19 protein-coding genes are annotated in these 25,821 nt (G+C 73.3%); 11 read left to right on the plus strand and 8 right to left on the minus strand.

The genetic code is table 11. The annotated features are described in order from the left end of the window. Positions 1-46: 46 nt before the first annotated feature. The 3 genes from ACSNOC_RS14765 to ACSNOC_RS14775 all read right to left on the minus strand — a co-directional run bounded on the left by ACSNOC_RS14765 (position 47) and on the right by ACSNOC_RS14775 (position 5,679). Positions 47-2,905: an ATP-binding protein gene (locus ACSNOC_RS14765; RefSeq protein WP_436747873.1), complete on the minus strand. Its 2,859-nt coding sequence runs from the start codon at positions 2,903-2,905 to the stop codon at positions 47-49. A 19-nt stretch (positions 2,906-2,924) separates the two neighbouring features. Beyond that, positions 2,925-4,661, minus strand: coding sequence for a hypothetical protein (locus ACSNOC_RS14770; protein ID WP_436747874.1), 1,737 nt, complete (start codon positions 4,659-4,661; stop codon positions 2,925-2,927). Positions 4,662-4,950: 289 nt separating this feature from the next. Then, positions 4,951-5,679, minus strand: a complete 729-nt coding sequence (locus ACSNOC_RS14775; RefSeq protein WP_436747875.1) for an SDR family oxidoreductase — start codon at positions 5,677-5,679, stop codon at positions 4,951-4,953. Between the two features lie 329 nt (positions 5,680-6,008). Here ACSNOC_RS14775 and ACSNOC_RS14780 point away from each other — a divergent pair, with 329 nt between their 5' ends. Next, complete coding sequence (locus tag ACSNOC_RS14780; RefSeq protein ID WP_436747876.1) at positions 6,009-6,890, plus strand: glutathione S-transferase C-terminal domain-containing protein; 882 nt, start codon at positions 6,009-6,011, stop codon at positions 6,888-6,890. On the opposite strand, the gene ACSNOC_RS14785 is transcribed toward ACSNOC_RS14780, so the two are convergent. Both ACSNOC_RS14785 and ACSNOC_RS14790 read right to left on the minus strand, forming a co-directional pair. Next, a complete protein-coding gene (locus ACSNOC_RS14785; protein ID WP_436747899.1) occupies positions 6,875-8,359 on the minus strand; it encodes a sulfatase-like hydrolase/transferase in 1,485 nt (494 codons plus the stop codon). The genes ACSNOC_RS14780 and ACSNOC_RS14785 overlap by 16 nt on opposite strands. Before the next feature lie 35 nt (positions 8,360-8,394). Beyond that, complete coding sequence (locus ACSNOC_RS14790) at positions 8,395-9,351, minus strand: TauD/TfdA dioxygenase family protein (RefSeq protein ID WP_436747877.1); 957 nt, start codon at positions 9,349-9,351, stop codon at positions 8,395-8,397. Positions 9,352-9,695: 344 nt separating this feature from the next. Here ACSNOC_RS14790 and ACSNOC_RS14795 point away from each other — a divergent pair, with 344 nt between their 5' ends. The 7 genes from ACSNOC_RS14795 to ACSNOC_RS14825 all read left to right on the plus strand — a co-directional run bounded on the left by ACSNOC_RS14795 (position 9,696) and on the right by ACSNOC_RS14825 (position 18,926). After that, positions 9,696-10,916, plus strand: a complete 1,221-nt coding sequence (locus ACSNOC_RS14795; protein ID WP_436747878.1) for an ROK family protein — start codon at positions 9,696-9,698, stop codon at positions 10,914-10,916. Positions 10,917-10,976: 60 nt separating this feature from the next. Beyond that, positions 10,977-11,084 carry a putative leader peptide gene (locus tag ACSNOC_RS14800; protein ID WP_436747879.1) on the plus strand — a complete coding sequence of 36 codons (108 nt, stop codon included), beginning with the start codon at positions 10,977-10,979 and terminating at the stop codon, positions 11,082-11,084. A 207-nt stretch (positions 11,085-11,291) separates the two neighbouring features. Further along, on the plus strand, positions 11,292-12,878 hold the full coding sequence (locus ACSNOC_RS14805) for an ABC transporter substrate-binding protein (protein WP_436747880.1): 1,587 nt from the start codon (positions 11,292-11,294) through the stop codon (positions 12,876-12,878). Between the two features lie 3 nt (positions 12,879-12,881). Then, positions 12,882-13,826 (plus strand): ABC transporter permease, encoded by a 945-nt coding sequence (locus tag ACSNOC_RS14810; protein ID WP_436747881.1) that lies wholly within the window; start codon positions 12,882-12,884, stop codon positions 13,824-13,826. An 8-nt stretch (positions 13,827-13,834) separates the two neighbouring features. Further along, complete coding sequence (locus tag ACSNOC_RS14815) at positions 13,835-14,677, plus strand: ABC transporter permease (RefSeq protein WP_436747882.1); 843 nt, start codon at positions 13,835-13,837, stop codon at positions 14,675-14,677. Then, complete coding sequence (locus ACSNOC_RS14820) at positions 14,674-16,563, plus strand: dipeptide ABC transporter ATP-binding protein (RefSeq protein ID WP_436747883.1); 1,890 nt, start codon at positions 14,674-14,676, stop codon at positions 16,561-16,563. Before ACSNOC_RS14815 ends, ACSNOC_RS14820 begins: the two co-directional genes overlap by 4 nt. 44 nt (positions 16,564-16,607) lie before the next feature. After that, positions 16,608-18,926, plus strand: coding sequence for an arylsulfatase (locus ACSNOC_RS14825; RefSeq protein ID WP_436747884.1), 2,319 nt, complete (start codon positions 16,608-16,610; stop codon positions 18,924-18,926). Positions 18,927-19,024: 98 nt separating this feature from the next. On the opposite strand, the gene ACSNOC_RS14830 is transcribed toward ACSNOC_RS14825, so the two are convergent. Next, the gene (locus tag ACSNOC_RS14830) at positions 19,025-20,953 is read right to left on the minus strand and encodes an AMP-dependent synthetase/ligase (protein WP_436747885.1); all 1,929 of its coding nucleotides are present in this window, start codon (positions 20,951-20,953) and stop codon (positions 19,025-19,027) included. A gap of 1 nt (position 20,954) precedes the next feature. After that, the gene (locus tag ACSNOC_RS14835; protein ID WP_436747886.1) at positions 20,955-22,262 is read right to left on the minus strand and encodes an acetyl-CoA C-acetyltransferase; all 1,308 of its coding nucleotides are present in this window, start codon (positions 22,260-22,262) and stop codon (positions 20,955-20,957) included. A 91-nt stretch (positions 22,263-22,353) separates the two neighbouring features. Between ACSNOC_RS14835 and ACSNOC_RS14840 the strand changes: the two genes are divergently transcribed. Further along, complete coding sequence (locus ACSNOC_RS14840; protein WP_436747887.1) at positions 22,354-23,688, plus strand: 3-oxoacyl-ACP reductase; 1,335 nt, start codon at positions 22,354-22,356, stop codon at positions 23,686-23,688. 2 nt (positions 23,689-23,690) lie between these two features. Continuing rightward, on the plus strand, positions 23,691-24,551 hold the full coding sequence (locus ACSNOC_RS14845; RefSeq protein ID WP_436747900.1) for a MaoC family dehydratase: 861 nt from the start codon (positions 23,691-23,693) through the stop codon (positions 24,549-24,551). A gap of 69 nt (positions 24,552-24,620) precedes the next feature. On the opposite strand, the gene ACSNOC_RS14850 is transcribed toward ACSNOC_RS14845, so the two are convergent. Next, a complete protein-coding gene (locus ACSNOC_RS14850) occupies positions 24,621-25,268 on the minus strand; it encodes a TetR/AcrR family transcriptional regulator (protein ID WP_436747888.1) in 648 nt (215 codons plus the stop codon). 88 nt (positions 25,269-25,356) lie between these two features. Between ACSNOC_RS14850 and ACSNOC_RS14855 the strand changes: the two genes are divergently transcribed. Then, entirely contained in the window at positions 25,357-25,815 is a 459-nt protein-coding gene (locus tag ACSNOC_RS14855; protein WP_436747889.1) for an SCP2 sterol-binding domain-containing protein, read from the plus strand. Positions 25,816-25,821: the final 6 nt, after the last annotated feature.

Below are 25,821 nucleotides of genomic sequence, written 5' to 3' on the forward strand. Positions count from 1 at the left end.
GGTTCCGGGGGCGGCGGGGGTGGGGGCGCGTCGGTGGCTTCCGTGCTCATCGCCGGCTCTCCGACGACTCGTTGGGGCGGAGAACGAGCAGGGGCCAGGTGGTGCCGAGATTCAGGAAGGAGGTGGCGGCCAGGAAGCCGGCTTCCGCGCCGGGTGCCTGGCTCAGGAGAGTCAGGGCCGCTTCCCAGACGGGTCGGTCGCCGCCGGTGACGACGGAGCGGTCGGGCAGCCAGGTGTCCGGGTGGTCGCGGAGCTGGGCGAGTTGTTCGGCCGCCGTGGCACCGGGCAGGTGCAGGCCGCGCGCGGCCCAGGCGCCGGTGTCGGGGTGCGGTCCGGCATCCGGGTCGGTGGTCGCCCGCAGAGCGCGGAAGACATCGATCCAGCGGTAACGGCCGGCCTGCCACCCTATTTCCGTCCCGTCACATGGGGGAGTGCGCCCCTCCAGGGTGGCGAGGGCGGACGCCGCCAGGTGTTCGGCGAGCGTTTCGGGCTGGTAGTGGCGGGCGAGGCCGGTATAGCGGGTGTCGACGGCGGAGTGCACCCGGTGGGCGATGGCGCATTCGAGCGTGCGGCGGTCGGCCCGGTCGGCCAGTTCCGTCAGCCACGCCTTGTCGGGTCGGGGAGCTGGTTTGCCGACCAGGTGGGCCACGGTGAGCAGTTCCGTCCACAGGGTCAGCCTGGGGTCGTCGGCGAGGCGGCCGGCGGCGTTCATCTCGCGCAGGACGCACGGCCGTTCGCGGCACGCCGCGCCACACGCCACACCACGGGGCGCGCGGATCGCCACGGGCGCGCCCGTGGCGGCGGCGCCCTCGCGGGACTCGCCCAGCGGCACGGCCACCCGCATCGGCCGGTCCATGCCGTCGGCGAAGACGACGGCACGGCCCGGGGGCAGCGAGACGAGGTGACGGGACTGGGCCTCGTCGAGGTTCATGGTGGCGCCGACCGCTTCCCGGTCGTCGGCGGCGGGCAGCCGGTGGATGATCTTCAGAGCCGTGTTCTTGACGACATCGGGGACGATCTTGGCGGGAATCTGCTCGGCGACGACGATGCCCTCCCCGTAGGAGCGGATCTCCGCCAGCAGCGCCGTGAACAGTTCCACGGCGTGCGCGGCCGGCGTGCCGGGCTCGACCCGTTTCAGCAGCCGGTGTGCCTCCTCGACCACCGTTACATGACGCAATCCCATGGGACCGGTCGTCGTCGCCCGGCGAACACGCAGGTGCTGGTGGAGCCGGACGAGGACGGCGCCGATGAAGAATGCCTTGTCCTGGTCGTTGCCGACGTCCTCGATCTCCAGCACGACGTTGCGGCTGAGCAGGCCGGCGACGTCGAGCGGGTGGCCGCCCTCGAAGAAGCGGCCGGGGGTGCCCAGGCGGAGTGCGCCGAGGCGGACGTCGATGAAGCCCCGGACGTTGTCGGTGATGTCCTTCCCGTAGCCGATACCTTTGACCACCTCGACGGCGGTGCGCTGGAGGTCGGCCAGCGTGGGGTAACGGGGGATGACCCCGGGGAGGCGGGACTCGGACAGCACGGGGTCCCAGCCCAGATCCGTGTAGCAGCGGGTCAGGGCGTGGCTGAGCACCTGGGGGAACGGTTCGTCGGCTTCGAACGCGGCGAGGAACAGGGCGCGCAGCAGGTCGATGTGGGTCTGGATCGGGAAGCCGGGCTCGGGCTCCAGCGGGTTGAGCCCGACGGCCGGAGCGTCCGGGGCGCCGGGGCGGATGACGGTCACCCGGTCGGCCCCGATACGGCCCGCCATCGCCGCGTACTCAGCCTTGGCGGGCTCGATGACCAGCCACGGCACGCCCGCGTGGTGGAGTTGTTCGAGCAGGTGGCGGACGGTCTGGGACTTGCCTCCGCCGGTGGCGCCGGCGACGAACGTGTGCCGGTTGAGGGTGGACAGGGCGACGCCGAACGGGCCGGCGGAACCGTCGCCGTCGTCCAGTACGTCTCCGAGGCGGACCGGTCCTTCCCGCTCGGGGGTGACGTCGAAGGCGGGCGGCTCGACCAGCCGGATGCCGGGCAGCTCCCGGCGGGGCGGCCGGGCCAGCGCCGCCAGCAGCTCCGCGCTCGCCATGAACGGCGAACCCGGTGCGCCGGGCTCCGCGACGGCGGCGGCGCCGGCCCCCGGGAAGGTGAGGGCCTGACCGCCCGGGTGCAGGGCGTAGGGCAGCGCGTCGAGGTCGCTGGACCCGCACAGCAGGGCAGCCGCCCGCCGCGCACTGGCCTCATCAGCGCCGCCGACCAGGACATGAACGTTCCACATGCCGCCTGCGCGGGACCGGCTCAGCTCCCGATAGCGGGCCTGGGCGCGCTCCAGCGCCACCCGGTCCAACTCGGAGTTCTCGCGCTGCCGCAGCCGGGGAACGGAAGTGGCGAGCACCAGCATCTCGCGGTCGACCGCCGCGCCGGGCAAGGGATGGGCGACCACGAGCCAGGCGAACGGGTCGGTCAGGTGTGCCGCGTAATCGTCGAAGCCCCCGCGCCGCCCGCCGGAGTCGGCATCCCGCGCGGCCCACAGCGGATCGACGTGGCCCGCGCAGCGCAGCCACACCGGCAGGCGGGCGAACTCCTGGGCCACGTCGCCCGGTTCGATGGCCGCACCGAGTGCTCCCGGCGGGTAGAGGAGACGTGCCGGCGACCCGGGCCCTGCCCCTGGCCCGTTCTTCCCGGCGGGCGGGAAGAACGGGCGCCCCCCGACCAGGAATCGCAGCCGGTCCTCACCCGGAGCCCGGTGCCAGGCGACCGCCATCGCCGGCTCCGGTCCGCCGCCATGGCTCAGTTCGGCGTGCGCGGCGGTCAGCGCGGCGAACAGCTGAGCGGGCACGGGGTCGGGGCGCGCCGGGTCCTCCGGACGCCGGGGGGCGGAAAGGACCCGGTGAAAAGAGAATCCGTCGAGCAGCGTCATCGGGAGCGGCTCCTGCCCGCTAGGCCGGCAGGGGCTCGGCGGCGACGCGTTCCAGCAAGGTGATCCCGGGATTGCAATCGCCGATGACCACCCGCCGGCCATTCGACGGGGTTTCCACGAGAACGAAGGCGGTGGGCGGCAGGGACTGGATCGTGGTCGGCTCGACCGCGAACTCGTATACGCGTGCGTGAGTGGTGCCGTCGGTGCGGGCGTCGGCCTCTGAGAGGTTCACAGTGTCCTGCCAGGACTGGCTGCGGGACTCGGTGAACGACTGGGACCTGGTGGTGCTGAAGCTGCCTCCGACCGTGTCCGCGAGCCAGCTGTCGCCGCTCGCGCTCCAACTGCGGCCCTTGCTTGTGCTGGTGCCCGTGGTGGTGCTGCTTCCCACGGTGGTGCCCGAGGTGTGCGACGTGCCACGGGTGAAGGTCTTGCCGACCTGTGCGGTGATCTGACTGAGGACCAGCTTGTGTCCTCGCCCGATGAACTCGGCGGCAGCAGCGGCGTCCTGGGCGTTTCCCAGGCGCATCAGCACCGCGGCGCTGTCAGAACTGCCCAGCATTTCCCTGAGGTCGCCGCGCAGCCGCTCCAGCATCAGTACCAGCCGGATGCCGATCCGGCGGCACTGCCGGGCCAGCGATTCCAGGCCCTCCAGGCCGATGGCGTCGGCGCCCGCCACGACCAGCACGTTGTCCTCGTGGGTCGGACGATGACTCCGAAGGTCGTGCAGCAGCCGGTGGAAGACCACTCGGTCGAGGAAGTCCTTGCGTCGGTGCTGATTGTGGAACGTGGTGATGATGGTCAGGCCGTCGGCCTGCCACAGGCCGGACGGCTGATCGGGGTCCGCGCCCGCCTCCGGATCAGTCCGCGGTTCGTCCCTGGCGAGCAGGTTCAGTGTGCTGGCGAGGAACTGCAGTTCGTGCTGCACGCGTTCGCTCTGGCCCATGGTGTCAACGTGTGAGGTCAGCCGGGTGACCTCGGCGACGCTGAGCGGCCCTTCGGCAGTAATGTCGTAGGTGCGGCGCAGGACTTCCAGACCCGCGACCAGCCGCCGGAAGGTCGCGGGTCCGTCGAGCCGCGTGGCCACGCCCTCCAGCAGATCGGCGTCCAGGGAACGCAGGTCCACCGGGCTGTCGGACTGGCGCGTCGTGTGGACGGCTTGGGCGAGCATGTCGGCCACCTCGTCCGGCTCCAGACCGGCCAGTACGTTGAACCGCTCGACCTCTGCGGGGAGTTCGATGTGGGTGACGGGCTGCCTCCGCGTCGCCACCAGCCCGGCGAGGTTCCCGGCCACATACTGTTCGGTGAAGTCCAGCACCATGACCTCGTGGCCGGACGGCATCAAGGAGGCGCCCAGGGTGGCCAGCAGACTGGCCCATCCGTCGCTCGTGCCGCCGAAGACGTCGACTCGGCTCGGTCCCGACCGTAACGCCACCGGGTGCCACAGCAGCGCGGCGGCCTGCCGCGCCCGTTCGCTTTGGTCGTGGGCCGTCACGCGGGCCTGCCACTGGCGGTGCTGCTCCTGGTAGTGATGGAGGCGGAGGTCCCGGTCGGCGGCGGCCCGTTCCATGATGGTCTTGATCTGCCGGCTGGGAAGCAGGACGGGCCCCACGTACGACACGAAGACCCCTACCGCGAACACCACGATGCCGGCGGCTGCCGAGGCGGCGGAGACGATCATGCCCAGCACCGCTGTGACGACCAGCTGCTTGACCATCCGGGCCCGGGCGTAGGCCACCTTGTGTTGCAGTGCACTCACATCGGGGCGTGCGGGCTCGTACCAGACCGGCATGTGATCGGCCTCCGGACTCCGCATCAGCGGTGCCGGTTCGACGTACTCCCACCCCCACCGCTCCTGCGGGACGAACAAACGCTGGGCTAACGCGACGCTTCTTTCACTGCTGCCCATCAGGCAACTCCCCACCAACCGAACATCGACACGTGCGATCCGATAAGTGGGCTCTTTATTCCACGGGCCGCGATGGGTCAGTCACACGTTCACAAGAAACGAGACCGGTTCGTGATGCGGTCGAGCGGGGGCGGGCAGGTCAGGTCTGGCCGCCGTCGACGGCGAGGGACTGGCCGGTGATCCAGCGGGAGGCGTCGGAGGCGAAGAAGCCGACGACGTCCGCGATGTCCTCGGGGCGGCCGAGGCGGCCCATCGGGATGCGCCGGGCGATCACCTCGGGCGGGTCGTCGACCGTCTCGCGGAAGCCGTCGGTGAGGGTCTGGCCGGCGAGCAGGCTGTTGACCGTGATGCCCCGGGAGGCCACCTCGCGGGCGACCGTGCGGACCATCTGCTCCCCGGCGGCCTTGCTCGCCGCGTACAGGGCGGTCGTCGGGTAGCCGACGCGGGTCACGGAGGAGGAGATGAAGATGATGCGCCCGCCGTCGCGGACGCGGGTCGCGGCCTCGCGGAGACCGACGAACGTGGCACGGGCGTTGGCGGAGAAGGAGACCTCGTAGTCCTCGTCGGTGGCGTCCGCCAGGGGGCTCTGCACGAACGCGTACGCGTTGTGCACGAAGACGTCCAGGCCGCCGAAGTGGCGTTCGGCGGCGTCGAAGAGGGAACGGAGCTGGGCCGGGTCCGTGACGTCGGCCCGCACGACGGCCGCCCGGCCGCCCGACTCCTCGACGGCGGCGGCGACTTCCTCGGCGGCACCAGCCGTCTTGCGGTAGTTGACGACGACACGTACGCCGTCGGCGGCCAGCCGCAACGCGATCGCGCGGCCTATCCCGCGCGAACTGCCGGTGACCACGGCGACTTTGTCCGGCATGGCATTCCTTCGCTGAGGCGATTCCCGACGCACGGTCCGCCGTGCATCCTAGGCGGGACCGCGGGTCGGCCTCGTGTCCGCCCCCTTGACGGCGTCGGCAGGCGGATCGACAATCCGGGTGGCCCGACACCGACACGAACGGATCGCCATGGGTGACGGAGGTTCCGAGTCCCACTGTCCGGTTCCCCTCCTTCCGTATCTGACGTCGCGTCGCCACATCGACCTGCTGCGCGTGTGCAGCGCGGGCAGTAGCCGCTCCCTCCCGTACTGAGTCCCGTACTGAGTCCGTACCGAGGTCACTGCTGATCATCCGCATGTGAGGGAGAGCCATGCCCACGACCACCGATGCGCGTTTCCGCGGCCGGATCGGCCCGGACCCGCGTCACGGCTACTACTCCGCGCCGCACCGCTACGAGCTGTACCTGTCGCTGTCCTGTCCCGGCTGTCTGCGCGTCGGCGTCACGCACGCGCTGCTCGGGCTGGACGCCGTGCTGCCCCTGGTCGAACTGCCCGCCGTGCCCGGCGCCGACGGCGGCTACGCCGCGCTGCGGTCCGCGTACGAGCGCACCGCGCTCGGCCACCCCGGACCGGCGACCGCCCCCGCGCTGGTGGACCGGTGGACCGGCCGCGTCGTCAGCAATCACGCCCCCGACATCCTGCGGGACCTGTCCGTCCGCTTCCGCGCCCCCGGCCGCCCCGAGCTGCTGCCGCCGGACGCCGAGCGGGAGATCGCCGCCCTGGCCGCGCTGTGCGACCGGGACATCTCCGAGGCCGCCCAGGCCGCGGGCGCCCCCGGCGCCGGGGAGCGGGAACGGGCGCGGGCGCTGGGCACCCTGCTGGCCGCCCTCGGGGAGGCGGAGGAACGGCTCGCCGGGCGCCCGTTCCTCACCGGCGAGGCCCTGACCGGCGACGCCGTGACCGCCGCCGACGTGCACCTGTGGGTGACGCTGGTGCGGCTGGACACCGTGCACCGGTGGCACCTCGACGCGGACGCCGTGCACCGGATCGCGGACCACCCCCGGCTGTGGGCCTACGCCCGGCGCCTGCTGGCCGACCCGGCGTTCGGGTCCCGGCTGCGGCTGGACGGCATCGCGCGCCGCCACCACGCCCACTGCCGCGGCCTGGAGGCGGCGGGCGCGGCCGTGCAGATCATCGACTGGTCGGCCCCGGCCGGTCCGGCGGCGCGGCTGGCCGGTCAGACGCCGCGCTGATGCCCGAACGGCAGGCCGGACCAGGGCAGTTCACGCACCTCGGGATCGGCCCGGCGCTGGCCGGAGCGGCGCGCCGGGGCCGGGTTGATCACCGCCGGACGCTCGCCCGCCCGCGCCAGCCAGGCCAGCAGCTCCGTGCGCAGCCGGTCCGCGACCGCGCGGTGGGAGTCGCGCCCGGCCAGGTTGTCCAGCTCGTACGGGTCGGCGGCCAGGTCGTACAGCTCGGTCTCCACGTAACGGGCGGCGTCGGGCTCGTGCCACGGATCGGCGTCCGGCGCCGCCACCGCGTACTTCCACCGCTCGGTGCGCACGGCGCGGCCGACCTGTGACTCGCTGATCTGGACGAACACCGACTCCGGGCGGCCCGGGTCGGTGCCGCCGCCCAGCAGCGGCAGGAACGAGCGGCCCTGCACGCCGTCCGGCACCGGCAGCCCGGCCGCCCGGAGCAGCGTCGGCACCAGGTCGACGGTGCTGACCGGGCGCGTGATCCGGCCGCCGCCGGTGAAGCCGGGCCCGGTCAGCGCCAGCGGCACCCGCACCGACGCGTCGTGCGCCGACCGCTTGTACTCGGCGTTGCGGGTGCGGAAGTGGGAGCCGTGGTCGGCCGTCCAGACCAGGACCGTCCGGTCCTCGGCGCCGAGGCTGCGCAGCGCCTCGCGCAGCCTCCCCACGCCCTCGTCCACGCGCTTGATCTGGCCGAGGTAGCCGCCGAGGTGGCGCAGCGCCCCGCCCTGCGGGGCGCCGGCGGCCAGCGCGGCGAGGTCGGGCGGCAGCCAGCGGCCGGTGTAGCGCTCGCGGTAGCCCTCGGGCGCGGGGTAGTCGTCGGTGGCGTTCTGGTGGTGCGGCTCCAGCAACGACAGGAACAGCAGGAACGGCCTGCCCCCACCGGAGCCGCCCCCACCGGAGCCGCCGTCGCCGGAGCCGCCTCCGCCAGGGCCGCCGTCGCCGCCGTCGTGGTCGGCGACGAAGCGGATCGCCGCGTCGATCAGCGCGTCCGAGCGGTAGCCGGGCAGCCGCACCGGCCGCCCGGCCTCGTCGTACAGCACCGTGCGGTACGCGTCGGAGGTGAACTCCAGCAGCGCGCTCGCCAGCCACCGCTCGTAGCCGCCGCGTGCCTCCGGCGCGACCGGGCCCGCCCCCGCCTCGTCGCCCGCGAGGTGCCACTTGCCGATGTAGCCCGTGACGTACCCGGCCGCCGCGAACGACGCGGCCAGCGTGGGGATGTCCGGCGGCAGCGGCAGCCCGTTGCGGAACACGCCGGTGGCCGTCGCCCACCGCCCGGTCTGGAGCGCGGCGCGGGCCGGCGCGCACACCGGCTGCGGGGTGAGGGCGCACGCGACGTGCGTCCCGGTTCCCGCGATGCGGTCGAACTCGGGCGTGACGTCGGCCGGGTTCCCGGCCACGCCGGTGGTGTCCCACCGCTGCTGGTCGGTGAGGACGACGATCACGTTCGGGCGTCGTGCGGTCACGGTCACGGTCACAGGATTCCCCGGCGGGCGGCGGGTCAGGCCGCGGCCGTCGAGGCGCCGGAGACCGCCCCGAACGCGGGGGCCGGGATCGCCTCCGGCTCCAGCAGGACGCTGCGGCGGCCGTCCGGGCCGACCGGCACGTCGCCGTCGATGGTGACGCGGCGCAGCACGCGGCGCTGGTCGTCGAAGTCGTCCACGCCGTAGTGCTGGGTGGCGCGGTTGTCCCAGATCGCGACGTCGCCGGGCTGCCACGCCCAGCGCACGGTGTTCTCCGGGCGCTCGACGTGGCTCTGGAAGAGGTCGAACAGCAGCCTGGAGTCCTTGGCGGTGACGCCCGCGATGCGCTGCACGAAGTTGCCCAGCAGCAGGGAGCGTTCGCCGGTCTCCGGGTGGACGCGCACCACGGGGTGGTCGGTGCGGAACTTCGTGGAGACGAACACCTCGCGGTACTGGGCGAGCCGGGCGTCGTCCGCGCCGGGGTGGGCGGCGGCGTAGTCGTACTCGTTGGAGTGGATGGCGCGCAGGGAGTCCGCGAGGGCGCGCAGCGGCTCGGCGAGGGACTCGTAGGCGGCGACCGTGCTGGACCACACGGTGTTGCCGCCGTACGGGGGGATGGTGACGGCGCGGAGGATGGAGAACGCGGGGTAGGCGGGCACGAAGGTGACGTCGGTGTGCCAGGCGTTGGCCCGGCCGAGGTCGGAGTCGATGCCCAGCGCGTACCGCCCGTCCGCGGAGGGGACCGTGGGGTGGGCGACGGGCGTGCCGAGCAGGCGGCCGAACGCCTCGTGGCTCTCCTCGTCCAGGTGGCCCTGGCCGCGGAAGAACACGACCTTGTGGGCGAGGATCGCCGCCCGTATCGCGGCCGTCGTCTCCGGCGGCAGGTCGCCGCCGAGGCGCACGCCCTCGACGACGGCGCCGATCCGGCCGCCGAGGCGGGTGACGGTGAGGGCGGGGGAGGTGGCCGGGGCGGTGCCCGTGGTGGCGGTGGTCATGGCCGGACCCTTTCGTCTGGAGTGCGTCCCGGAGGGGCGCAGGGGGGGCGTTGATTGATCTCGCAGCGAAATAAATCCGGCCGGATGGTCACCGTCAACTCCCTTCCGGCCCGCCCCGGCCGCCGGGGTGATTGAATCGGCCTGCGCGGCGACCGGTGCCGGGCGCCCGCTTCCGGTCGTTGCCGCACGGCCGCTGACCTGCGGCGACGCCGGGGCCCGAGGGAGCGGGGACCGGCGCGCGCCGGGGGCGGGCGGCCCGCGCGGCACGGGCGGGCGCGCCGCCCGGAATGTTCACGGAGAAGCAAAAAGCCGCAACGAACGACGACCGGAAGGACCCCCACGAGATGAGCCTGTCCTCCGCCGGCCTCCGGGGCCGGTCCGCCGCCGCGGCGGGCGACGGGCGGCGCGACGCCAACGCCGCCGCCGTCTTCCGGGCCGTGCTCGACCACGGGCCCATCGCCAGGAGCGGCATAGCCCGGCTGTCCGGGCTCAGCCCGGCGGCCGTCTCCCGGCAGTACCTGGGGCTGGCGCGGCTCGGACTGGTCCGGGAGCGGCCGGAGTTGACGGTGGGCGGCAGCGTGGGCCGCCCGCAGGTGCCGGTGGACATCGACACCGAGGGGCCGCTGGTGGGCGGCCTGCACATCGGGGTGCCGACCTCGACGTACTGCCTGCTCGACCTGCGCGGCGGCGTCGTGGCCCGCGCGCGGGCCGACCACGCGGGCCTGACGCCGGACGCCGTGCTCGACCTGGTGCTGGGGAAGCTGTCCGGCTTCCTCGCCGAACGGGCGGGCCGCCGGCCGGTGCTCGCCCTCGGGGCGGTGATCGGCGGCTGGGTGGACCCCGGGGAGGGCGTCGTGGTGCGGCACGAGGCGCTCGGCCTGCGCGAACTGCCGCTGCGGGCGCTGCTGGAGCGGGCCCTCGGGCTGCCGGTGCACGTGGACAACCACGCGCGGGCCATCGCGGAGGCGGAGATCCTCTTCGGCCGCCCGGCGGCGCGGCGCGGGCTGGTGCACCTGTTCATCGGGAACGTGGTGGACGCGGCCGTCGGCATCGCCGGGGTGGTGCACCAGGGGCCGAGGTCGGCGGCCGGGGACATCGACCACCTGCCGGTGGGGGCGCGCGGCGCGCGCTGCGGGTGCGGGCGCACCGGCTGTCTGCGGGCCGCCGCCTCCGACACGGCGGTGGCGGAGCGGGCGGTGCGGGAGGGGGTCGTGCCGGAGCCGGACGTGCGCCTGGTGGTGGACGCGGCGGCGGCCGGGGACCGGCGCGCGGACCGGCTGCTGCGGGAGCGGGCCCGGCTGGTGGGGCGGGCGGCGGCCCTGCTGACGGATGTGCTCAACCCCGACCTGGTGCTCGTCACGGAGCTGTCCAGCATCCTCAACCCCGAGTATCTGGAGGTGATGGGCGCGGAGTTGGTGGCGCGCTCGCACGTGTGCGACGACCCGGCCCGGCTGGCGGGGCCGCACGCCGGTCCGGCCGTGCTGCCGGTCGCGGGCGGCATCCCCGCGCTCTCGGCGCTGTACCGCAGCCCGCTGCGCGGCCCGTTGAGCGGCCGGACCGGCTGACGCGGTGTCAGTTCCGGATCTGTGTTGACCGGGTCCGACCGTTCCTGTCACCCTGCTGACGTGAATCCGGAACTGCGCCTCGTGTCCCGCCGGCACGTCGACCTCCGTCGGCAGGCCAGCGCGATCTGTGCCGTGTGCGCTTCCGTGATCCGGCGCCGCGGCCTCTGACCTGCGGCCGGACCGCCACGTTCCCCCTTTCCCCGGCGTTTTTCCGCGTCCCCGTTCCGCGTGCTCCCGCCCGGCCCCGCCCGGCCCGCGGGCCGAGTTGATTTCCCTCGCAGCGAAATCAACGGCCGCCGCGCGGCCGGCCGACGCGTGCCGCGCCGCCCGCCCTGGGTAGGAAAAACCCACTCCCATCACTTTCGGTAGGCATGCATGAACACGCTGTATCCTTCCCTGCCCGTCGGCCCGACCCGCCGCGGACTGCTGCGCGCCGGTGGCGCCGGAGCCGCGCTGCTGACCCTCGCCGCCTGCCGCTCGGCCGCCGGACGGGACGAGGGCCGGGGCGGCGCCGGCGCGGCCGAGCCGCGCCGCGGCGGCACCCTCACCGTCGCGCACGGCGTGGACTTCGCCCCCGCGCTGCTGTTCGCGCAGAGCTCCATGAACCTGCCGCACCGCCTCGTCTTCAACACCCTCACCCGCTACGACGACGACCTCGCGCCCCAGCCGGAGCTGGCGGAAGCGTGGGACGTCTCCCCGGACGGCACCACCGTCACGCTGCGGCTCCGCGACGACGTCACGTTCCACGACGGGCGCCCGTTCACCGCCGACGACGTCGTCTTCGCCATCGAGAACCTCCAGGTCCCCGAGCGCGCCGCCCAGCTGAGATCCACGGCCGCCGCCGTGACCGGCCTCGACAAGCGCGGCGACCACGAGCTGGTCCTCACCCTCGACCACCCCGTGGGGAACCTGTTCGACCTCTTCGAGTTCATGATCATCGCCGACCGGCACACGGTCGAGCAGGCCCTCACCGGCGAACGGCTCATCGGCACCGGCCCGTTCACGTTCGACGAGTGGCGCCCGGGCGCCGGGCTCACCCTCAGTCGCAACGACGCCTACTGGCGGCCCGACCGCCCCTACCTCGACAAGGTCGAGATCCGCGTCATCACCCAGGCCGACTCGCTGATCTCCTCCCTGCGCACCGGCCAGTCGCACCTCTCCCTCGGCGTCGCCGGCCGTGACGCCGCGCCCCTGAAGGAGGACCCGGCGTTCGAGATCGTGTCCTACGCGACCGGCGGCGGGGCCTACTACGTCGGCGCCAACGTCGAGGTCCGGCCCACCGACGACAAGACCGTCCGCCAGGCCATCGCCTGGGCCATCGACCGCGACCGCATCGTCGAGCAGGCCCTCGGCGGTTTCGGACTCGCCAGCGCCGCGCCCTGGCCCGAGTCCTCCCCGGCCTACAGCGAGGAGCACCGCACCCACTACCGGCACGACCCCGACCGGGCCCGCGAACTGCTGCGGCAGGCCGGTGCCGAGAACATCAGCCTCCCGCTGGGCCACTCGTCCCTCCCGGGCCTCACCATGCTGGCCGAGATGGTCCAGTACGACCTCGAACAGGTCGGCATCCGCACCGAGTTGCAGCCCTACGACCCGACCAACGCCCAACGCCGCCTGATCTCGGGCGAGATGCCCGCGCTGTGGGCGCTCCAGCACGGCTTCGCCCAGGTCACCCCGTCCACCCTCGCGGTCAGCGCCTATCCGTTCAACGAGGCGCAGAACACCTCCCACTTCAGCTCGCCCGAGTACACCGAGCTGGTCCAGGACGCCTGGCGCACCACCGACCCGCGCGGCGAGGAGTCCCTCGCCCGCTACCGGGAGATCTCCGAACTGCTGCTGGACGAGGCGTTCATCATCGACCTCGCCGTCCTGCCCGCCCTCCAGGTGGCCCGCGCCGCCGTGCGCGGCGCGACGGTCAACAAGTTCGGCTACCTCAACCTCGACGACGCCCACCTGGCCTGACCCATGACCTCCTACCTGCTCAGACGCGTGCCCTCGGGCCTCCTCGTCCTGCTGCTCGCCTCCTTCGTCATCTTCCTGATGCTCCGCCTCATCCCCGGCGACCCGGCCGTCACCCTGGCCGGGCCCGACGCCCCGCCCGGTACCGTCGAGGCCATCAGGGCCCGACTCGGCCTGGACGAACCGGTGTTCAGCCAGTACCTGACCTGGCTGGGCGACCTGGCGCGCGGCGACCTCGGCCCCTCCTACGCCATCGGCGGAGACGTCGCCGAGCTGATCGGCAACGGCCTGGGCGCCACCGTGGAGCTGACCCTCGGCGCCCTGCTGCTCGTCGTCGCCCTCGGCCTGGCCCTCGGCGTCCTCGGCGCCACCGCCCGCCGCCGCCCGGTCCGCGCCGCCGTCCGTGTCCTGACCACCGGCGCGCTGTCCGTGCCGCCGTTCGTCACCGGCGTCGTCCTGGTCCTGGTCTTCGCCGTCGGCCTCGGCTGGCTGCCGGCCGGCGGCCACCTCTCCGTCCTCGAAGCCCCCGACCTCGGCGTCCAGTACCTGCTGCTGCCGTCCCTCTGCCTCGCCCTGCCCAGCGCCGCCGTCCTCGGCCGGTACCTGAAGGACGGGCTGGAACGGGCCCTCGCCGAGGACTACGTCCGCACCGCCACCGCCCTGGGCGTCTCCCGCCGCCGCGTCGTCTGGCGCCACGCCCTGCCCAACGCGCTGCCCCCCGCCGTCACCGTGCTGGGCATGCAGACCGGTCAACTCCTCGGCGGGGCCATCCTGGTCGAGGCCATCTTCGCCTGGCCGGGGCTCGGCCGGCTCGCCCAGCAGGGCGTCATCTCCCGCGACTACCCCGTCGTCCAGGACCTGCTGCTCCTCCTGGTCGGCGTCTTCGTCGTCATCCAGCTGCTGACCGACATCGCCTACGCCGTGCTCGACCCCCGGATCAGGGTGGGGTGAGACGACCGATGCCATCGACCCTCGCCCGGCTCCGCACCCACCACGGCTACCTGGGCGGCCTGCTGTCCGCGCGCGGCCTCACCGGCCTCGCCCTCGTCGGCGTCATCGGCCTGCTCGGGCTCCTCGCCCCCGTCCTGGCGGACGCGGCGCCGACCGACCAGAGCGGACAGGCCCTCCTCGGCCCCGGCGCCGACGGGCACCTCCTCGGCACCGACGACGTCGGCCGCGACCTGCTGAGCCGCGTGCTGCACGGCATCCGCAACGACCTGGCCATCATCCTCGTCGCCGTGCCCGTCGCCGCCGTGGCCGGCGGCCTCCTCGCGCTGCTCGCCACCGCCTCGCGCCCGGCCGACGTCGTGGTGCAGCGGGTCTTCGACCTGCTGCTGGCGTTCCCCGGGCTGATCCTGGCCCTGGCCGTCACCGCCGTCATCGGGCCCGGCTTCCTGCCCGTGATCATCGTCATCGCGCTCGCCGAGATCCCCGGCTTCGGCCGCGTCCTGCGCAGCGGCGTCCTGGTGCAGCGCGAGCGCGAGTACGCCGTCGCCGCCCGCGTCGGCGGCGCGAGCCGGGCCCGGGTGCTCCTCCGGCACGTCCTGCCCAACGCGGTGGACCCGCTCGTCGTCCAGCTCGCCGTCTCGCTGCCGATCGCCGTGTTCATCGAGGGCGCCATGAGCTTCCTCGGCGTGGGCGTCCGGCCGCCCGAGCCGACGCTCGGCAGCGTGCTCAGCCAGGCCATGCCGTATCTGGCCGGCCACCCCTGGTTCGCCGCCGTGCCGCTGATCGCGGTGACCGGGCTCGTGCTCGGCTTCACCCTCATCGCTGAAGCCCTCAACAAGGGAGTGCGCCGATGACCGCGCCCACGACCCCGCCGGCGACCGCGCCGGCGACCCCGGCGAGCCCGGCCCCCGTGCTCGACGTCCGCGACCTCCGGGTCACCTTCGACGACGGCCGCCGCCGCGTCCGGGCCGTCAACGGCGTCGGCTTCCGGCTGGCGCCCGGCGAGACCGTGGGCATCGTCGGGGAGTCCGGCTCCGGCAAGTCCACGACGGCGCTCGCCCTGATGGGGATGCTGCCCGGCGGCGGGCGCGTCACCGGCGGCTCGGTCCGGCTGGACGGCACCGACCTGACCACCGCCGGTGAGGAGTGGCTGCGGGGCGCGCGGGGCGCGCGGATCGCGATGATCTTCCAGGACCCGATGACCGCGCTCAACCCGGTGCTGTCCATCGGCACCCACCTGGACGAGGCGATGCGCGCCCACGGCCGTGGCGACCGCGCCGCCCGCGCCCGCCGCGCCGCCGAACTGCTCGACCTCGTCGGCATCCCCGACCCGGCGCGCCGCCTGCGGGACCACCCGCACCAGTTCTCCGGCGGGCAGCGGCAGCGCGTGATGATCGCGCTCGCCCTGGCCAACGAGCCCCGCGTGCTGCTCGCCGACGAGCCGACGACGGCGCTCGACGCGACTGTGCAGGACCAGATCCTGCGCCTGCTGGACCGGGTGAACCGCGAGACCGGCACGGCCGTGGTGCTGATCAGCCACAACATGGGCGTCGTGGCCCGCGCCTGCCGCCGCGTGCTGGTGATGTACGGCGGCACGGTCGTCGAGGACGGCCCCACCGAGACCGTCCTGTCCCGGCCGCGCCACCCGTACACGGCCGGTCTGCTGGCCGCCGTGCCGCGCCTCGACGCGCCCGCCGGCACCCGCCTGGCCGGTATCCCCGGCACCCCGCCCGACCTCTCGCGGCCGGTGCCCGGCTGCCCGTTCGCCGCCCGCTGCCTCCTGGCCGAGGACCGCTGCCACACGTCGGCCCCGCCGCTGACCACCCACCCGGACGGCGTGCGGACGGCCTGCTTCGTGACGGCGGAGGCGGGCGACGCGACGGCGGCGCGGCAGCCGGAGCCGGTCGCCGCCGGAACCGGCCCGGCCGCGCCCGCCGCCCGGGGGCCGCGCCCGGCCGGGACGCCGCTGCTCGACGTCACCGCGCTGCGCACGACGTTCCCCGGCCGGGGGCGCGGCGGGCGGCGCCGCCCGTTCACCGCGCTCGACGGCGTGGACCTGACGCTCGCGGCGGGGGAGACCCTGGGCGTCGTCGGGGAGTCCGGCAGCGGCAAGTCCACGCTCGCGCGGACCATCGTGGGCGTCCACGCCGCGGCCTCGGGCACCGTCCGCTACCGGGGGCGGGATGTCACCGGCGCCTCGGGCGCGGCGCTGAAGGAACTGCGCCGCGAGGTGCAGATGGTCTTCCAGGACCCCTACGCCTCGCTCAACCCGCGCATGACCGTGGGCCGCGTCATCGAGGAGCCGCTCATCGCGCACGGCATCGGGGACCGCGCCGCGCGCGCCGAGCGCGTCGCCGCGCTGCTCGCCGAGGTCGGCCTCGACCCCGACGCCGCTGCCCGCCACCCGCGCGACTTCTCCGGCGGGCAGCGGCAGCGCATCGGGATCGCCCGCGCGCTGGCGCCCGAGCCGTCCGTCCTGATCTGCGACGAGCCGGTCTCCGCGCTCGACGTGTCCGTGCAGGCCCAGGTGGTCAACCTGCTGACCGACCTCCAGCGGCGCCTCGGCCTCGCCATGATCTTCATCGCCCACGACCTCGCCGTGGTCCGCCAGGTCAGCCACCGCATCGCGGTCATGCACCGGGGCCGGATCGTGGAGACCGGCCCGGCCGACGACCTCTGCGAACGCCCCCGGCACCCCTACACCCGCACCCTCCTGTCCGCGGCCCCGGTGCTCGCCTGACCGCCGTCCCCCTGTCCCGTCACCTTCCCCTCGTGAGGAGTCCCATGAGCCTGCCGTCCCCCCACCGCCGCAACCCCTACGACGACTTCGGCGGCGTCGTCGGCCGCACCTTCGCCGAGTCGGAGGCCGCCTGGCCCGAGCGGCGGCGGGCGCGGGCCGGGGCCCCCAACATCGTCGTCGTCCTCGTGGACGACATGGGCTACAGCGACATAGGCCCGTTCGGCGCGGAGATACCCACGCCGGTCCTGGACCGGCTTGCCGAGCGCGGCGTGCGGCTCACCAACTACCACACGATGCCGCTGTGTTCGCCCGCGCGGGCCGCGCTGCTGACCGGCCTCAACCCGCACCGCGTGGGGTACGCGTTCGTCGCCAACGCCGACCCCGGCTTCCCCGGCTACGGCATGGAGATCGCCGACGACATCCCCACCCTCGCCCAGACCCTGCACGACGCCGGCTACGCCACCTACGCCGTCGGCAAGTGGCACCTCACCCGCGACTCGGCCTCCCACCCGGCCGACGACCGCCGCACCTGGCCGCTCCAGAAGGGCTTCGACCGCTACTACGGCGTGCTGGAGGGGCTGACCAGCCTCTTCCACCCGCACCAGCTCGTGCGGGACAACAGCCCCCTGGACATCGACGCGTTCCCCGAGGGCTACTACTACACCGACGACATCACCGACCAGGCGATCTCGATGGTGACGTCGCTGCGCGCGCACGACGCCGACAAGCCGTTCTTCCTCTACCTCGCCCACAACGCCGTCCACGGCCCGCTCCAGGCCAGGCCCGAGGACATCGCCCGCCACCGGGGCCGCTACGACGAGGGCTGGGACCGGCTGCGCGAGACCCGCTTCGCCCGCCAGCTCGCGGACGGCCTCTTCCCGCCCGGCACCGCCCTGCCGCCCCGCAACCACGAGCGGGGCCACGAGGTGGGGCCCTGGGACGCGCTGACCCCCGGCCAACAGCGGCTCTACGCACGCTACATGGAGGTCTACGCGGCGATGGTCGACAGCATCGACCAGAACCTCGGCCGTCTCCTCGACACCCTCGACGCCCTCGGCGACCTCGACAACACCATCGTGGTCTTCACCTCCGACAACGGAGGCACCGGCGAGGGCGGCCCCGAGGGCACCCGCAGCTACTTCAGCCGCTTCGTCCAGCACCCCGGCCTCCCGGACGACTGGAACCCGGACGTGGACCGCGACCCCGAGCTGATCGGCGGCCCGCGCACCCTGGTGCACTACCCGCGCGGCTGGGGCATGGCGTCCAACACCCCGTTCCGCCTCTACAAGGGCCAGACCTACGCGGGCGGCGTGCGCGTCCCGTTCGTCTTGTCCTGGCCGGCGGGCGGGCTGCCGGACGGCCTGCGCCACCAGTACCAGTACGTCACGGACGTCGCCCCGACGCTGCTGGAGCTGGCCGGAGTCGAGCGCCCCCGCTTCCGCCACGGCGTCCCCGCGCAGGAGCCGGACGGCGTGAGCTTCGCGCCGGTGCTGGCCGACCCGGCCGCCGCGTCGGCGCACGCCGAGCAGTACTGCGAGATGACCGGCAACCGCAGCTACTACCGCGACGGCTGGAAGCTGGTCACCCTGCACCGGCGCGGCGCCGACTACGACGACGACGAGTGGGCCCTGTTCGACATCCGCCGCGACCCGACCGAGACGACCGACGTCGCCGCCGACCACCCCGACGTCGTCAAGGAGCTGGCGGCGGCCTGGGAGGCGGCGGCCTGGCGCAACGGCGTCTTCCCGCTGCCCGACGCCGGCGGCGCGCTGGCCCTGCGCCCCCCGGACGAGGAACGCCTGCGCCGCCCGGTCACGCTGCTGCCCGGCACCCCGGAGCTGGAGCGGTACCGCTCGTCGCGGCTGATCTCCTTCCGGTCCTTCGCCGTCACCGTCCGCCTGCACCGGCACGGGCCCGCCGACGCGGGCGTGCTCGTCTCCCACGGCGACCAGGGCGGCGGCTACAGCCTGTACGTGGAGGACGGGCGGCTGCGGTTCGCCTACAACGAGTACGGCGTGCTGCACGAGACCGACGCCGGGCCGCTGCCCGCCGGGGAGCACACCGTCGAGCTCGCGGCCACGGCCCTGCCCGGCATCCGCTGGTCGTTCACGGTCACCGTGGACGGCACCGCCACGGCCACCGGCCCGGCCGTCCACCAGCTCATCGGGATGGCGCCGTTCCAGGGCATCAGCGTGGGCGTCGACCGCAAGTCCCCGGTGTCCTGGCCGCTGTTCGAGCGGCACGGCACCTTCCGGTACTCCGGCGGGCTGACGTCGATCACCTACACCCCGGGCCCGCCGGCGCCGTACGACCCGGAGACCGTGGCCCGCGCCCTGCGGGAGGCCGCCGCCGCCTTCGAGTAGCGAGCGCCCCGAACGGCAAAGCGGCGCCCCGCCGCCTGGCCGGGCCCCGCTTCGCGCGGGGGGAAACGCCGGGAAAACGGCGCGGCGTCACGGCGGGGTCAGCCGCCGTACAGCTCCTCGATCTCCTTGGCGTACGCGTCCGCCACCGCCTTGCGCTTGACCTTCAACGACGGGGTCAGCAGGCCGTTCTCCTCGGTGAAGTCGCCTTCCACCAGGACGAACTTGCGGATGGACTCGGCGCGCGAGACGGCCTCGTTGGCGTAGTCCACCGCCCGCTGCACGTCGGCCAGCAGGTCCTTGTCGTGCTTCAGCTCCGCGAACGGGGTGTCCCGGGGCCGCTTGCGGACGCTCAGCCAGTGCTCCAGTGCCTCGGGTTCGAGGGTGATGAGCGCGGCTATGTACGCCTGCTTGTCACCGACCACCATGCACTGCCCGACCGGGGGTCGGCTGCGCAGCCGGTCCTCCAGCACGGCGGGGGAGACGTTCTTGCCCCCGTTGGTGATGATGATGTCCTTCTTCCGGCCGGTGATCTTCAGGTAGCCGTCGTCGTCCAGGGTGCCCAGGTCACCGGTGGCGAACCAGGAGTCGGCGTCCAGGACCTCCTTGGTGGCGGTCGGGTTGTTCCAGTAGGCGCCGAAGACCGTGCCGCCCTTGATCTGGATCTCGCCGTCGTCCGCGATGCGGATCGACGAGCCGGGCAGCGGCTGGCCGACCGTGCCCGGCCGGGGGTCCAGCGGCGGGATCAGGGTGACGGCCGCGGTCGTCTCCGTCAGGCCGTAGCCCTCGTAGATCACGATGCCGCAGGCGAAGAAGAAGTAGTTCAGCCGGGAGTCGAGCGGGGAGCCGCCGCTGATGGCATACCGGACCCGGCCGCCGAGGGCCGCGCGGATCCGCCGGTACACCAGCAGGTCGTAGAGCCACCGCGCCAGCGACAGACCCAGGCCGGGACCCGGGCCCGTGCCCAGGTACTTGGCCAGGGACGCCTCGCCGTACTTGACGGCGATGCGGTCCGCCCGCTCGAACGACGAGCCGCGGCCGATCTTCTCGGCCGTGGCCCGCCCGGTGTCGTGGATCTTCTCGAAGAGGTAGGGGACGCCGACGAGGAAGGTGGGCTTGAACGCGGCGAGTTCGGGGCGGAGTTCGTCCGGCTTGATGCTGGGGCAGTGGCCGATCTCGATCCGCCCGGACAGGCAGGCGATCTGGATGGTGCGGCCCAGGATGTGCGCCAGCGGCAGGAACAGCAGCGTCGAGGCGGTCTGCTTGGTGACCGTCTCGAACACCGGGTTCAGCAGCTCGACCACGTTGGCCGCCTCCGCGTGGAGGTTGGCGTGGGTGAGGACGCAGCCCTTGGGACGGCCGGTCGTGCCGGAGGTGTAGACGAGGGTGGCGATGGTCTCCGGGCTGAGCCCGGTGCGCCGTTCGGTCACCTCCGTGTCGGCCACGTCCCGGCCCAGCGCGGTGAGCTGCGCCAGCGCGCCGTCGTCGATGCGCCACAGGCGCGGCTGCGGCAGGTCCCTGGCCACCTCCGCGATGGCCGTCTCGGCGGTGGCGGCGTGGTCGGCGGTCTCGACCACGATGAGCGCCGCGCCGGAGTCGCGCAGGATCCACTCGATCTGCTCGGCCGAGGACGTCGCGTAGATCGGCACGGTCTGACCGCCGGCCGCCCAGATCGCGAAGTCCAGCACCGCCCACTCGTAACAGGTCCGCGCCATCACCGCGACCCGCCCGCCGGGCACCAGCCCGGCCGCGATCAGGCCCTTGGCCACGTCCGTCACCTCACGGGCGAACGCCGAGGCCGTCACCGGCACATACCGGCCACCCACCTTGCGCCGGATCACCACCGCACCGGGCGCCTCCGCCGCGTTGGTGAACGGGATGTCGGCGATACTGCCCGACGTCGGCGGAGCCACCAGCGGCGGCACCCGCACCTCGCGGACCACCCCGTTCTCCCGGATCACCTCCGGCCGGACGCGGGTGGCCAGGTCGCCGTGCTTCCTTGCCCTTCTGAGGTCCTGTCGTACGCCCATATCAGATCTGCGCGCTTTCCATGATGGCGGTGACGCCGAGGCCGCCGGCGGCACAGATGGAGATCAGGCCCCGGGTGGTCCCGCCACGCTCCCGCGCCTGCTGGTTGAGGAGTTTCGCCAGGGTGGCCACGATGCGCCCGCCGGTGGCCGCGAAGGGGTGGCCGGTGGCGAGCGACGAGCCGTTGACGTTGAGCCGGTCGCGGTCGATCGCGCCCAGCGGCTTCTCCAGGCCCAGGCGCCGCTCGCAGAAGCCGGGGTCGTCCCAGGCGGCGAGGGTGGCGAGCACCTGGGAGGCGAACGCCTCGTGGATCTCGTACAGGTCGAGGTCCTGCAGGGCCAGCCCGGCGGCCTCCAGCACCTTCGGCACGGCGTAGACGGGAGCGGTGAGCAGCCCGTCGGGGCCCTCGACGAAGTCCACGCCCGCGGTGCGGGAGTGCGTGAGGTAGGCCAGGACGGGCAGCCCGCGCTCGGCGGCCCACTCCTCGCTGGCCAGCAGCACGGTGGAGGCGCCGTCGGTGAGCGGCGTGGAGTTGCCCGCCGTCATCGTCGGGCTGGGACCGTCGGTGCCGAAGACCGGCTTCAGGCGCGCCAGCTTCTCGACCGAGCTGTCCGGGCGCAGGTTCTGGTCCCGCTCCAGCCCCCGGTACGGCGTGATCAGGTCCTCGAAGAAGCCGCTCTCGTACGCGGCGGCCAGGCGCTGGTGGCTGGTGGCCGCCAGCAGGTCCTGCTCCTCGCGTGAGATCCGCCACTCGGCGGCCGTGCGCGCGGCGTGCTCACCCATCGACAGGCCGGTCCGCGGCTCGGCGTTGCGCGGGATGTCGAGCATCACGTGCTTCGGCCGGATGCCGGTGAGGGCCTTGATCTGCTGCCCGGTGGTCTTGCCCCGGCGGGCCTTCAGCAGCACCTTGCGCAGGTCGTCGTTGATGGCCAGCGGCGCGTCGCTCGCCGTGTCCACGCCGCCCGCGACGCCGGCCTCGATCTGGCCCAGGGCGATCTTGTTGGCGACGAGGATGACCGCCTCCAGACCGGTGCCGCAGGCCTGCTGGATGTCGTAGGCGGGGGTGCGGTGATCAAGTGCGCTGCCCAGGACGGTCTCCCGGGCCAGGTTGAAGTCCCTGCTGTGCTTGAGGACCGCACCCGCGACGAACTCCCCGAGGAGCTGTCCGCGCAGTTCGAACCGGTCCACCAGGCCGGCCAGCGCGGCCGTGAGCATGTCCTGGTTGGACGCGGTCGCGTACGGCCCGTCGGAGCGGGCGAAGGGAATGCGGTTACCGCCGAGGATCGCCACACGGCGCCCGACCGCTGTCATGGCCGTCTCACTCTCTTCTTGTGGTCCTTGTGGTCCCGGACCGACTGATTTAACTTGCCAGTAGACTTACCCCTCAGTAAGGAGGAAATCAATGGCTGATAGGTACTTCACGTTCACCACTGGTCGTCCCGGTGCCTTCATCTCCAAGCGCCTGGGGCTTCCGCGCCCGACCGTGCTGACCCGGTACCGTCCAGGTCAGCCGGTGGCCAGGGGTCCCGTGGAGCTGGGTGGCGCGGACGGCGGCCGGCTGGCGAAGCGGCTGCGTGAGATTCTCGACTCGTGCGGTGCGACGGTCCAGGACCGGGCCGAACGGCCCGGCGCCCTGATCTTCGACGCGACCGGCATCACCGACGCGAGCCAGCTGGAGCAGCTCTACGCGTTCTTCCACCCCCGCATCCGGTCCCTGGCCTACTCCGGCCGCCTGCTCGTGCTCGGCACCCCGCACGAGCTGGCCGACAGCCCCCGCGAGGCGGCGGCCCAGCGGGCGCTGGAAGGTTTCATCCGTTCGGCCGGCAAAGAGCTGAAGGGCGGCGCGACCGCGCACCTGGTGCTCGTGGCCCCCGGCGCGGAGGACTCGCTGGAGTCGACCGTCCGTTTCGTGCTGTCCGCCCGCTCGGCCTACGTCTCGGGCCAGGTGCTGCGTGTGCGCCCGGAGCCGGCCGGCACCGTCGAGGTGCCCGCCGACTGGGACAAGCCGCTGGCCGGCAAGACGGCCATCGTCACCGGCGCCTCGCGCGGCATCGGCGAGACGGTCGCCCGGGTCCTGTCGCGTGACGGCGCCCGTGTCGTCTGCATCGACATCCCGGCCCAGGGCCAGGCGCTGCGCGACGTCGCCGGCAAGATCGGCGGCACGGCGCTGGAGCTGGACATCACCGCCGACGACGCCGTGGACCGGACCATCGCGCACCTCGACGCGGAGCACGGCGGCGGCGTGGACATCGTCGTGCACAACGCGGGCATCACCCGCGACAAGACGCTCGGCCGCATGGACGCCGCCCGCTGGAACTCGGTGATGGCGGTCAACCTGATCGCCGTGGAGCGCCTGACCGAGGGCCTGCTGCCCGTCATGCGCGACGGCGGCCGGATCATCTGCACCTCGTCCATCAGCGGCATCGCCGGCAACGTCGGCCAGACCAACTACGCGGCCAGCAAGGCCGGTCTGATCGGTCTCGTCGAGTCCCTGGCCCCGGGCATGGCCGAGCGCGGCATCACCATCAACGCCATCGCGCCCGGCTTCATCGAGACCCAGATGACCGCGGCCATCCCGCTGTTCATCCGGGAGGCCGGCCGCCGCATGAACAGCCTCAACCAGGGCGGCGAGCCTGTCGATGTCGCCGAGGCCGTGTCATACTTCGCGTCGCCCGGCACGGGCGCCGTCAGCGGCCAGGTCCTCCGGGTCTGCGGCCAGGCCCTCCTGGGAGCGTGACGATGTCGAACCCCGGCATGGCGACTCTGTACGCCCGAGCCCTGCTCATACCCAAGCGCGGCGACGGCCAGGTGCCCGTCCGGCGGCTGCTGCTGCCGGGCAAGGTGGCCGACCCCGGTCTGCTGGGCCGCTACGCGGAGGTGTGCGGCTTCCGCCGCAGCGACCGGCTGCCGCCCACCTTCCCGCACATCGTGGCGTTCCCCATGGCGATGGCGCTGATGACGAAGCGCGACTTCCCGTACCGGCTGCCCGGTCTGGTGCACATCGTCAACCGCGTCGAGCAACTGCGGCCCATCGCGCCCGGGGAGGCCCTCAGCTACCGCGTCGAGGCCACCCAGCCGTCGGCGCACCCCAAGGGGGTGACCTTCGACATCCTCGCGGAGGCGGAGGACCGCGACGGCGCGGTGGTGTGGCGCACCGCCAACACGTTCCTGCGGCGCGGGGCCAGCGCCAACGGCGTCAACGGGTCCGCGGTGAAGAAGGCCCCGGAGGGCGGTGAGCTGCACGAGGCGGTGGAAGCCGACCTCAGCCAGGAGTGGTCCGTGCCCGGCGACATCGGCCGCCGCTACGGCGCCGTCTCCGGCGACCGCAACCCGATCCACCTGCACCCGCTGGGCGCCCGCATGTTCGGCTTCCCGCGGGCCATCGCGCACGGCATGTGGACCAAGGCCCGCTGCCTGGCCGCGCTGGAGGACGTCCTGCCCGACTCGTTCACCGCGCAGGTCTGGTTCCGCGCCCCGGTCATGCTTCCCGCCCGCGTCGCGTTCCGGGCCGGTGGCGCCGGTCCCGTCCGCCCGTTCGAGCTGAACTCGGCGGACGGGAAGCGGCACCACCTCTACGGCCGCATCGAGAACGTGCGGTAACCCCGCCCCCCTTCCGTCACCTTCCGTCACCCCGGGCGCAACGCCCGGGCCCAACCAGGAGATAGCCGCTCACGTCTCCCGGGGTGGTGTCCACACCTCCCCGGTGAGCACGTTTCGCATCCCCACCCACATCATGTTCATCAGGCCGATCGTCATCCGCTCCGGTGACTGACCCGGATGGCGCTCCATCCACTCGGTCAGCGAATCCGCCGCGCCCACCAGGGCGTGCGCGACGAAGTCGGCGTCCTGCTCCCCGAGGCCGGGCCTGCCGCCCTCGGAGATGCCCTGCCCGACCAGCCCGGCGACCACGGCCATGATCGAGCGCCGGGCCTCGGCCAGTTCGGCGGAGATGACCTCGCTCTGGTCCGGCGCCTGCCGGTGCAGCACCAGCCACGCGTCCCGGTGTTCGGTGACGAACGCGAAGAACGCGTTCAGCCCGGCCCACAGCCGCTGCTCGGGAGTGGCGCCCCCCGCCTGCGCGGCCTCCTTGAACGTCGCCGCCAGCCGCTGTGACTCGCGTCGCAGGCAGGCGACGAAGAGCCCTTCCTTCGAGCCGAGGTACAGGTACACCATCGGCTTGGAGATGCCGGCCAGCTCAGCGATCTCGTCCACGACCGCGGCGTGGTAGCCGCGCTTGGAGAAGACGTGGAGCGCGGCGTCGATGATCTCCTGTTCGCGGACGTTTCTCGGGAGTCGCCGTCTTCGTTTGTCGCTCACTCTTGCCAGCCTACCTAGGCAGTGCGTAATCTTACTCTTCAGTAAGTCTACTTCAGAGTAAGTCTCACAGTGAGGTGGGTGGCACGACATGGCCGACAGCCCCAACATCCGCGATCTGGACTTCGCGAACGTCACGCCGAAGGAGTTCGCCCAGATCGTCAAGAAGCTCTCCAAGAAGGAGATCGCGGAGCTGGCCGCCGACCCCGAGGTCCGGCAGCGGGTCATCTCCGAGGTCTTCGGCCGCATGGAGAGCCAGTTCAAGCCCGAGGGCGCCGGCTCCCTGAAGGCCCTGATCCGCTGGGAGGTGCTGGGCGACCCGGTCGTGACCTGGGAGACCGCCATCGCCGATGGCCAGGTCAAGGTCACCGAGGGCCGTTCCGACGCCGACCCCCGCGTCACTCTCTCCGCCGCCGACGCCGACTTCCTGAAGCTGGTGTCCGGCAACGGCAGCCCGGTCGCGATGTTCATGACCCGCAAGCTGAAGGTCGCGGGCGACATCGGCCTGGCTTCCGCGCTCCCCAAGCTGTTCGACATCCCGAAGGCGTGAGTATCC

Source organism: Streptomyces sp. URMC 129, assembly GCF_051386415.1.
Taxonomy (GTDB): Bacteria; Actinomycetota; Actinomycetes; order Streptomycetales; family Streptomycetaceae; genus Streptomyces.

What these genes read in the sequence shown, in the direction of transcription:
- ACSNOC_RS14765 (WP_436747873.1), bottom strand. Translation starts at nt 2,905, where the DNA reads ATGACGCTGCTCGACGGATTCTCTTTTCACCGGGTCCTTTCCGCCCCC.
- ACSNOC_RS14775 (WP_436747875.1), bottom strand. Translation starts at nt 5,679, where the DNA reads ATGCCGGACAAAGTCGCCGTGGTCACCGGCAGTTCGCGCGGGATAGGC.
- ACSNOC_RS14780 (WP_436747876.1), top strand. Translation starts at nt 6,009, where the DNA reads ATGCCCACGACCACCGATGCGCGTTTCCGCGGCCGGATCGGCCCGGAC.
- ACSNOC_RS14790 (WP_436747877.1), bottom strand. Translation starts at nt 9,351, where the DNA reads ATGACCACCGCCACCACGGGCACCGCCCCGGCCACCTCCCCCGCCCTC.
- ACSNOC_RS14795 (WP_436747878.1), top strand. Translation starts at nt 9,696, where the DNA reads ATGAGCCTGTCCTCCGCCGGCCTCCGGGGCCGGTCCGCCGCCGCGGCG.
- ACSNOC_RS14805 (WP_436747880.1), top strand. Translation starts at nt 11,292, where the DNA reads ATGAACACGCTGTATCCTTCCCTGCCCGTCGGCCCGACCCGCCGCGGA.
- ACSNOC_RS14810 (WP_436747881.1), top strand. Translation starts at nt 12,882, where the DNA reads ATGACCTCCTACCTGCTCAGACGCGTGCCCTCGGGCCTCCTCGTCCTG.
- ACSNOC_RS14815 (WP_436747882.1), top strand. Translation starts at nt 13,835, where the DNA reads ATGCCATCGACCCTCGCCCGGCTCCGCACCCACCACGGCTACCTGGGC.
- ACSNOC_RS14820 (WP_436747883.1), top strand. Translation starts at nt 14,674, where the DNA reads ATGACCGCGCCCACGACCCCGCCGGCGACCGCGCCGGCGACCCCGGCG.
- ACSNOC_RS14825 (WP_436747884.1), top strand. Translation starts at nt 16,608, where the DNA reads ATGAGCCTGCCGTCCCCCCACCGCCGCAACCCCTACGACGACTTCGGC.
- ACSNOC_RS14830 (WP_436747885.1), bottom strand. Translation starts at nt 20,953, where the DNA reads ATGGGCGTACGACAGGACCTCAGAAGGGCAAGGAAGCACGGCGACCTG.
- ACSNOC_RS14835 (WP_436747886.1), bottom strand. Translation starts at nt 22,262, where the DNA reads ATGACAGCGGTCGGGCGCCGTGTGGCGATCCTCGGCGGTAACCGCATT.
- ACSNOC_RS14840 (WP_436747887.1), top strand. Translation starts at nt 22,354, where the DNA reads ATGGCTGATAGGTACTTCACGTTCACCACTGGTCGTCCCGGTGCCTTC.
- ACSNOC_RS14845 (WP_436747900.1), top strand. Translation starts at nt 23,691, where the DNA reads ATGTCGAACCCCGGCATGGCGACTCTGTACGCCCGAGCCCTGCTCATA.
- ACSNOC_RS14855 (WP_436747889.1), top strand. Translation starts at nt 25,357, where the DNA reads ATGGCCGACAGCCCCAACATCCGCGATCTGGACTTCGCGAACGTCACG.